Origin of the sequence: Kitasatospora sp. NPDC057500, assembly GCF_042802195.1 — a bacterium.
Classification (GTDB): Bacteria; Actinomycetota; Actinomycetes; order Streptomycetales; family Streptomycetaceae; genus Kitasatospora.
The window spans coordinates 1-8,982 of sequence record NZ_JBHVER010000272.1 but is presented as its reverse complement, the minus strand read 5'-3'; the positions used below and the strand labels follow the sequence as shown (position 1 = coordinate 8,982).

General features: G+C 73.3%; 8 protein-coding genes. All 8 read right to left on the bottom strand.

The genetic code is table 11. The features are described 5' to 3' along the window. Positions 1 to 41: 41 nt before the first annotated feature. Positions 42 to 323, bottom strand: coding sequence for a hypothetical protein (locus ACFU74_RS33960; RefSeq protein ID WP_380763864.1), 282 nt, complete (start codon positions 321 to 323; stop codon positions 42 to 44). A gap of 51 nt (positions 324 to 374) precedes the next feature. Beyond that, the gene (locus ACFU74_RS33955; RefSeq protein ID WP_350551437.1) at positions 375 to 743 is read right to left on the bottom strand and encodes a helix-turn-helix transcriptional regulator; all 369 of its coding nucleotides are present in this window, start codon (positions 741 to 743) and stop codon (positions 375 to 377) included. A 386-nt stretch (positions 744 to 1,129) separates the two neighbouring features. Beyond that, positions 1,130 to 1,645, bottom strand: coding sequence for a CinA family protein (locus tag ACFU74_RS33950; RefSeq protein ID WP_380763866.1), 516 nt, complete (start codon positions 1,643 to 1,645; stop codon positions 1,130 to 1,132). Positions 1,646 to 1,841: 196 nt separating this feature from the next. Then, positions 1,842 to 2,480: a CDP-diacylglycerol--glycerol-3-phosphate 3-phosphatidyltransferase gene (gene pgsA / locus ACFU74_RS33945; RefSeq protein WP_380763862.1), complete on the bottom strand. Its 639-nt coding sequence runs from the start codon at positions 2,478 to 2,480 to the stop codon at positions 1,842 to 1,844. Then, positions 2,477 to 3,949 (bottom strand): 30S ribosomal protein S12 methylthiotransferase RimO, encoded by a 1,473-nt coding sequence (gene rimO / locus ACFU74_RS33940; RefSeq protein WP_380763860.1) that lies wholly within the window; start codon positions 3,947 to 3,949, stop codon positions 2,477 to 2,479. Before rimO ends, pgsA begins: the two co-directional genes overlap by 4 nt. 96 nt (positions 3,950 to 4,045) lie before the next feature. Beyond that, positions 4,046 to 4,918 (bottom strand): helix-turn-helix domain-containing protein, encoded by an 873-nt coding sequence (locus ACFU74_RS33935; RefSeq protein WP_380763858.1) that lies wholly within the window; start codon positions 4,916 to 4,918, stop codon positions 4,046 to 4,048. Between the two features lie 286 nt (positions 4,919 to 5,204). Continuing rightward, positions 5,205 to 7,898: a DNA translocase FtsK gene (locus ACFU74_RS33930; RefSeq protein ID WP_380763856.1), complete on the bottom strand. Its 2,694-nt coding sequence runs from the start codon at positions 7,896 to 7,898 to the stop codon at positions 5,205 to 5,207. Positions 7,899 to 8,021: 123 nt separating this feature from the next. Continuing rightward, a complete protein-coding gene (locus ACFU74_RS33925; RefSeq protein WP_380763854.1) occupies positions 8,022 to 8,660 on the bottom strand; it encodes a response regulator in 639 nt (212 codons plus the stop codon). Positions 8,661 to 8,982 lie beyond the last annotated feature (322 nt).

The window sequence follows — 8,982 nt, the reverse complement described above, 5'->3', positions numbered from 1 at the left end:
CCGTGGGACCGATCGGTCCCACGGCCCTCGTCCGCGTCTTGTCACCCGGCCGGAGGTCCCGCCTCCCAGCGCGGCTCCACCCGGGTCGCCGGCTCACCCGCCCGGCGCCGTGACGGCCCGGTGGACCGCCAGTCGGCGTGCACCGGGATCAGCCCGAGCCCCCAGCCGCCGGCCGCCAGCAGGCCGAGCACCACGCCACCGGGCAGCCGCCCGGGGCCGGTCGTCAGCCACCAGCCGAGCCCGCCGGCCAGGACCACCAGGAGTCCCAGGCCCAGCCGGAACCGTATTCGGGCCCCGGCACACCTCGCCGCCGCACTGCGCACGACCGCCTCCTTCGCTCAACCCGGGCCCGACGGACCCGTACCGAGGCCAGGTCAGGCGGCGACCACGTCCATCGCGGCGGCCTTGGGCGACATGTTCGCCCGGTCGGTGCCGGGAGCCGGCAGCGGAACCGGTTCGAGCACCGGCCTCAGCAGTTCACCTTCGGAGAGGGTGGCCATCGCCGCAAGTTCGGCGAGCGACAGTTCGTCGCTGACCTCGCGCATGACCTCGGACATCCGGACGTCGAGCGCGTCGCAGATGGCGGAGAGCAGCTCCGAGGAGGCCTCCTTCTGTCCCCGCTCGACCTCGGAGAGGTACCCGAGCGAAACCCTGGCGGCCGCCGACACCTCGCGGAGTGTGCGGCCCTGGCGCTGGCGCTGCCGACGCAGTACATCGCCCAGTAGGCGACGGAGCAGGATCATCGGTGCCTCCCTCCTCGGACTGCGGATCGAGATGTCACGCCCCCACCGTACCGCCTTGCCCGCTTCGCGTGCGGGGACCATGGTCGTGTTCACTCTGGGCTGCAAGGCTGTCCCCTCCCCTGTTTCGGTGTCGCACCCGGGTCGACGGGTACCTCGTCGTACCCTCCGGGCGGCACTCGGCCACCGCCACGCCACTCGTTCGCCACCTGGTTTCTGCCCAACCAGGCCCTCCGATGTAACACGATCCTCCAGGTGTGCGATGCCCGCACGCCAGTTCGGCAGATCTCGGTTCGGTGGAGATCTTGGCGGGCGGCCCCCGGCGGGCACCGGGGCGGGTACGGCGGGTGGTCGGCAGGGCGGACGGTGACGACGGTGCGGACGACGACTCAGTGCGCGGGCGTACCGGACGGAAGCCGCCCGACGAGCAGCTCCAGGGCGGCGGTCACCGCCCTGTGACGGATTGTGGCACGCTCTCCCGACAACCGTGGCGAACTGACCAGAGTTCCCCCCGGACCGGCGACCGCGAGGTGTACCGTGCCGACCGGCTGCCCGTCCTGCGGCTCCGGACCGGCCACTCCGGTGGTCGCGACCCCGTAGGTCGCCCCGAGCAGCTTGCGCACGCCCTCGGCCATCTGCCGGGCCACCACCGGGTGGACCGGGCCGTGCACGTCGAGCAGGCCCTCGTCGACCCCGAGCACCGAGGCCTTGAGCTCGGTCGCGTAGGCCGTCACCGATCCCCGGAAGGTCGCGGACGCCCCGGGGACGTCCACCAGCGCGGCCGCCAGCAGTCCGCCGGTCAGCGACTCCGCGACCGCCACCGTGCCGCCCTGGGCCCGCAGCGCGCTGTGCGCCCGCTCGGCCAGCCCGTAGTCCGCCACCCGTTCGGCCAAGCCTTCGGACATCCCGGCGGACACCGTGTCGGACATCGCGTCGGGCACCCCTTCGCCCGCGCCGCCCGGCTCCGCGACACCCCCGGTCCGCACGGTCCCGGATCTGCCACTCATCCCGACGTCCCTCCCTCGCGTCCCCCCGGGCCCGTCCCGGAGTACCCGCCATTGTGCGGCCCGGGGGCCGCCCGCGGCCGCGATCCGCGCGCGTTCACCCCTGCGGGCGTCGCGCCGCAAGCCCCTCCCGGCGCAGGCGCAGCGCCTGCCCCACGTAGTCCAGCGCGGTGCCGACGGTCAGCACCACCGCGAGGCCCATCAGCACGGCCCGGGCGGTGGCCAGCCAGCCGGTCAGCTCCAGGACGTACATGCCGACGGCGATGCCCTGGGTGAGCGTCTTGAGCTTGCCGCCCCGGCTGGCCGGGATCACCCCGAAGCGGATCACCCAGAACCGCATCAGGGTGATGCCGAGCTCGCGGGCCAGGATCACCACGGTGATCCACCACGGCAGGTCGCCCAGCACCGAGAGGCCGATCAGCGCCGCGCCCATGATCGCCTTGTCGGCGATCGGGTCGGCGATCTTGCCGAAGTCGGTGACCAGGCCCTTGCGCCGGGCCAGCTCGCCGTCGAACAGGTCGGTGATCATCGCGATCGCGAAGGAGGCCCAGGCCACCGAGCGCCACTTGGGGTCGTGGCCGCCCTCGGCGAAGAGCAGGGTGACGAAGACCGGGACCAGCAGCAGCCGGACCATGGTCAGCATGTTCGCGATGTTCCAGATCCCCGGCACCGGGGGCACCGCGGCCGCCGGTCTGCCCGGGTGGGCCGCGGCCGGGGCGCCGGGCCCCTGGGTCATTCCCCGGCTCCCGGTGCCCGGCGGACCCGCACCTGCTCCAGCGCCTCGGCGACCAGGTCGACGCCCTCGCTGGCGACCACCCGGGCCCGGTAGAACCGGCCGACCTCGGGGTCCTCGACGCCGGTGAGCGTGGTGAGGCCGTCCGTCTCGGGCGCCTGGTGGGCGGCGCGGCCCTCGACCAGGTCGCCGTCGACCGATTCGACCAGCACCTCGACCTCGGTGCCGATCCGCTGCTCGGCCCGCTGGGCGGTCATCTCCTCGGCGAGCCTGCTGAGCCGGGCCAGCCGGTCGGCGACCACGTCCTCGGGCAGCTTGCCGTCGTAGCCGGCGGCCTCGGTGCCCTCCTCGTCGGAGTAGCCGAAGACGCCGATCGCGTCCAGCCCGGCGTGCGTGACGAAGCGCTCCAGCTCGGCGAAGTCCTCCTCGCTCTCGCCGGGGAAGCCGACGATGAAGTTGGACCGGGCGCCGGCCTGCGGGGCCTTGTCGCGGATGGTCTTCAGCAGCTCCAGGAACTGGTCGGTGGAGCCGAAGCGGCGCATCCGGCGCAGCACGGCCGGCGCGGAGTGCTGGAACGACAGGTCGAAGTAGGGCAGCACGCCCTCGGTGCCGGTCATCGCGTCGATCAGCCCGGGGCGCATCTCGGCGGGCTGGAGGTAGGAGACCCGGACCCGCTCGACGCCGTCGATCGCGGCGACCTCGCCGAGCAGGGTCTCCAGCAGCCGGATGTCGCCGAGGTCCTTGCCGTACGAGGTGTTGTTCTCGCTGACCAGGACGACCTCGCGGACGCCCTGCGCGGCCAGCCACTGGGCCTCGTGCAGCACGTCGGAGGGGCGGCGGGAGATGAACGAGCCGCGGAAGGCCGGGATGGCGCAGAACGAGCAGCGCCGGTCGCAGCCGGAGGCGAGCTTGACCGAGGCGACCGGGTTGTCGTCCAGGCGCTTGCGCAGGGTGCGCGGCCCTGAGGCGGGCGCGACGCCGTCCGGCAGGTCCTCGGGGGCGCCGTGGCCCGGCACGGCCACCTCGGCGGCGGCGGCCTGGCGCTCGACGGGGCTGAGCGGAAGCAGCTTGCGGCGGTCGCGCGGGATGTGCGGCGCGTGGTGGCCGCCGGACAGGATGGTCTGCAGGCGGTCGGAGATGTCGGCGTAGTCGTCGAAGCCGAGCACGCCGTCGGCCTCGGGCAGCGCGTCGGCCAGCTCCTTGCCGTAGCGCTCGGCCATGCAGCCGACCGCGACCACGGCCTGGGTGCGGCCGTGGTCCTTGAGGTCGTTGGCCTCCAGCAGGGCGTCGACGGAGTCCTTCTTGGCGGCCTCGACGAAGCCACAGGTGTTGACGACGGCGACGTCGGCGTCGGCGGCGTCGTCCACGAGCAACCAGCCGTCGGCTTCCAGTCGCCCGGCGAGTTCCTCGGAGTCCACCTCGTTGCGGGCGCATCCGAGCGTGACAAGGGCGACAGTACGGCGTTCAGGCATAGGGCCAAGATTAACGCGCGACTGCCGGAGGCGTTCGCCCCGGAGGCCGTGCGCCCCGTCCGGCCGGTCGCGCCCCCGTCCGGCCGGCCCCCGCGATCAGCCCGCCTGCGGGTCCCCGGGGGTGTACGTGACGTGCACCACCTGGCCGTTCTTGCCCGCCGGTCCGAGGTCCTTGCCGTTGACGTACACGTGCACGGCGCCCGCGTTGCCGATCACCAGCTTGATCTGCTTGGGGTCGGTGAAGGTCTGGTCCTGGCCTTCCTCGATGTTGTTCTGGAACAGCGACTTCCCGGTGCCGTCCACCGCCGAGACCCAGCTGGTGTCCTTCTCGGCGACCAGCTTCACGGTGACCTTGTCGGCCGGGGCGGCGGCGATCGCGGGGGCGCTGGGCTCCGGGGCGGGCGGCTGCACGGTCGGGGTGGGCGCGGGGGCCACCGGGGCGACCGAGCCGGTGCCGGATCCGGCGGGCAGCGGGGCGCTGGCCGAGCCGGTGGTCCCGGTTCCGGCCTTCCCGCTCACCAGGTTGAAGCCGATCACCCCGACCACCACGACGATCGCGGTGACCATGGCGATGGTCCAGTTCGGCCGGCCCCGGCCGGGGACCTTGATCGGGCCGCTCTCGATCAGCTCGGTGGGCCGCTTGGAGGCCGGGGAGCCGCCGTGCGCGGCGTCGTAGCGGGCCACCAGCACCTCGCCGTCGACACCGACCAGCTGGGCGATCGCGCGGATGTGGCCGCGGGCGTAGAAGTCACCGCCGCACCGGCCGAAGTCGTCCTCCTCGATGGCGTGCACGATCGGCACCCGGACCCGGGTGGCACCGCTCACCTGATCCACCGTGAACCCGGCCGCGATCCGGGCGGCGGACAGCACCCTGCCGATGCTCGGGGCATCGGCCACCGGTTCCGCGGCGCCGACGGGCTCGGCGGGGGTCGGGGCGTTCTCGCGGTCGGGGGACTTGCCGATGGTCACGGTGCACGCCTTTCGAGCGGTGGGCCACCTGCTGGGGAACAGTCTAGGGGCGCGGGCGGATCGTTTCTCAAGCGGAACAGGCCCGAATGCGCTCGGCCGCCCCGGCCCGGGGCCGGGCGTGCACTGACCGCCCGTCAGTGCGGCGGCCGCCGTCCCCGGGGCCCCGCACCGCCGCCCGCGCGTCCGGTGTCGCTGATGGGACGCGGTGCGCACCCGATCGGTTCCGCACCGGCCGCCTACCCCCATCCGGACGGGTGAACACCCGTCAGCGGCCCGTCGGCCCGCCTCAGCCCCGGATGGAGACGATCACCCCGTCCAGCTCGTCCGGCTTCACCAGGACGTCGCGGGCCTTGGAGCCCTCGCTCGGCCCGACGATTCCGCGCGACTCCATGAGGTCCATCAGCCGCCCGGCCTTGGCGAAGCCGACCCGCAGCTTGCGCTGGAGCATCGAGGTGGAGCCGAACTGGGTGGAGACCACCAGCTCGGCCGCCTGGATCAGCAGCTCCAGGTCGTCGCCGATCTCCTCGTCGACCTCCTTCTTCGGTCCGCCGCCGACCATCACGTCGTCCCGGTAGACGGCGGAGAGCTGGTCCTTGCAGTGCTTCACGACGGCGGCGATCTCGGCCTCGGTGACGAAGGCGCCCTGCATGCGGATCGGCTTGCTGGCGCCCATCGGCAGGAACAGCGCGTCGCCCTTGCCGATCAGCTTCTCGGCGCCGGGCTGGTCCAGGATGACCCGGGAGTCGGCCATCGCCGAGGTGGCGAAGGCCAGCCGGGACGGCACGTTGGCCTTGATCAGACCGGTGACCACGTCGACCGAGGGCCGCTGGGTTGCCAGCACCAGGTGGATGCCGGCCGCGCGGGCGAGCTGGGTGATCCGGACCACCGAGTCCTCGACGTCGCGCGGGGCGACCATCATCAGGTCGGCCAGCTCGTCGACGATCACCAGCAGGTACGGGTACGGCGTCAGCTCGCGCTCGCTGCCGAGCGGCGGGGTGACGGTGCCGGCCCGGACCGCCGCGTTGAAGTCGTCCACGTGCCGGAAGCCGAACGCGGCGAGGTCGTCGTAGCGCATGTCCATCTCGCGGACCACCCACTGGAGGGCCTCGGCGGCCTTCTTCGGGTTGGTGATGATCGGCGTGATGAGGTGCGGGATGCCCTCGTACGCGGTCAGCTCGACCCGCTTGGGGTCGACCAGCACCATCCGCACCTCGTCCGGGGTGGAGCGGGCGAGGATCGAGGTGATCAGGCAGTTGATGCAGGACGACTTGCCGGCGCCGGTGGCACCGGCCACCAGGATGTGCGGCATCTTGGCGAGGTTGGCCATCACGGTGTGGCCCTCGACGTCCTTGCCCATGCCGACGACCATCGGGTGGGTGTCCTCGGCGGCGGTGCGCGAGCGCAGCAGGTCGCCGAGGTTGACCATCTCGCGGTCCCGGTTGGGGATCTCGATGCCGACCGCGGACTTGCCCGGGATCGGGCTGATGATCCGCACGTCCGGGCTGGCCACCGCGTACGCGATGTTCTTGGCCAGCGCGGTGATCCGCTCGACCTTGACCGCCGGGCCGAGCTCGACCTCGTAGCGGGTGACCGTCGGGCCGCGGGTGAAGCCGGTGACCCTGGCGTCCACCTTGAACTCGGTGAAGGTGCCGGTGAGCTGGGCCACCACCTCGTCGTTGAGGGCGCTGCGGGCCTTGGCCGGGCCGCCGCGCTCCAGCAGGTCGAGCGAGGGCAGGGCGTAGGTGAGGCCCTCGGCGAGCTGGAGCTGCTCCATCCGGACCGGCGCGGGGCCGTGCTCCTCGGGGGCTCCGGGGCCGGCGCCCCCGGTGCGGGCGGCCGGGACGGCGGGCTCCTCCGGCGGGGCGGTGCGGTCCTGCACCTGATGCATCATGTCCGCCACCGCCGAGGAGGCGGGCACACCGTAGACCAGCGCGCCGTCCAGGTCGGCGGCGGCGCCGGCGGCGAGGTTGCGGGTGGTGTACGGGTCCAGCGGCTCCTTGGCGAACATGTCCGGCTCGTCCGCGGGCGCCTCGTCGGGCTGCTTGCGCTTGCGGCGGCGCCGGCGGGCCACCTCGTCCGAGGGGTCGTCACCGTCCGTGTCCACCGTGAACGGCAGCGCGGAGGGATCGGCGTCCTCGGGGGGCTCGTTGGAAAGTTCGCGCTCCGGCGCACGCCCCCCTTCGAGGTCCTGCGGACCGGGTTCGACCACGCCCAGCCGGACGCCCACCGCGCGCATCCGCTCGGGGATCCGGTTGACCGGGGTGGCGGTGGTGACCAGCAGGCCGAAGAACGCCAGCAGCAGGAGCAGCGGCACCGCGAGGGCCGGCCCCGCGGCGGCCATCATCGGGGTGGAGGCGGCCCAGCCGATGATGCCGCCGGCCGTCCGTATCCGGGTCGCGCCACTGCCCATCACGGGCGCTCCGCAGCCGATGTGGACCAGGCCGAGCACGCCGACCAGCAGGGTGGTCAGGCCGATCATGATCCGCCCGTTTGCCTCCGGCAGCTCCGGGTGGCGCATCAGCCGGATCGCGACGGCCGCCAGCAGGAACGGCACCAGCACGTCGAGCCGGCCGAACAGGCCGGAGACCACGTTGGTCGCCGCCTCGCCCAGCCAGCCCTGCGGGCTGAACCAGGTACCGGCGGCGGTGACCAGGGCCAGCGCGAGCAGCATCAGGCCGAGGCCGTCCTTGCGGTGCGCCGGGTCCAGGTTCTTGGCACCGTCGCCGAAGCCGCGGAAGACCGCGCCGATGCCGTGCGCCGTGCCGAGCCAGACGGCGCGCACGGCGCGGAAGAGTATCGGCCGGGACGCGGGGGGCGGCGGCGGGGGGGCCGTCTTCCTGGCCGCCGCCTTCTTCGCCGGGGCGGCCTTCTTCGCTGCCGCCTTCTTGGCGGGAGGCTTGGCCGGAGCCTTCGCCGCGGCCTTCTTGGACGGTCCCGGACTCGGGTTGCGTGCCGCGCTTCCGGGCGTACGTGTGGCCATGAGTCAGCAGCCTACCGGGGCACACCACCTGTGCCCACGTGGTGCGTCCGGGGCCCCGGGACGTGTCGCCGACACACCGTCACCCCACTCGGGTTCACCCGGACGGGTGAACCCGGGGCACGCTCAGTCGGTGCCGGGGCGCAGGGCGTCCAGCGCGCGCCGCAGGCCGGCCAGCTTGCGCTCCAGATGCGCCGCGGTGGCCGCCGCCCCGCCGTCCTCGGTGCCGTCCAGCTGCTTGGTCAGCGACTCGGCCTGCTCCTCGACCGCCGCCAGCCGGGCCGACAGCTCGCCGAGCAGCGCGCCGCCGATGGCCGGCTCGGCGCCGCTCGCCTCCAGTTGCAGCCGCAGCAGCGCGGCCTGCTCCTTCAGCTGGCAGTTCTTCATGTAGAGGTCGACGAAGACCGAGACCTTGGCGCGCAGCACCCAGGGGTCGAACGGCTTGGAGATGTAGTCCACCGCGCCGGCCGCGTAACCCCGGAAGGTGTGGTGCGGGCCGTGGTTGATCGCGGTGAGGAAGATGATCGGGATGTCCCGGGTGCGCTCGCGGCGCTTGATGTGGGCGGCGGTCTCGAAGCCGTCCATCCCGGGCATCTGGACGTCCAGCAGGATCACCGCGAAGTCGTCCGTGAGCAGCGCCTTGAGCGCCTCCTCGCCGGACGCCGCCCGGACCAGGGTCTGGTCCAGCGCCGAGAGGATCGCCTCCAGCGCCAGCAGGTTCTCCGGCCGGTCGTCGACCAGGAGGATCTTCGCCTTCTGCATCACGACGCGCCCTCCTGTCGCCTGCCTACCTGGGGAAGGCACCCGCGTACTGCCCACCACTACCCCGGTCATGCTAGCCGCACCCCCTCGCCCGGCACATCGCCCCGTCGCGTCCGGATCCGGAGCGGCGCGCAGTCAGTGCACCGGCGTACGCTCACCAGCGAGTCGCCACTCGGTCACTGTTCGCAACGATCGGTGACCCTACCGGGTTCCCGGCCCTCCCCGCCAGCAAACCGCCCGCCCCTCCGGCGTGGGAACCCCCGGCGACACCCGGGGTTACCCCCCCCCCCACCGCAACGTGCCCCCCCGGGGGGGGGGGGGGGCC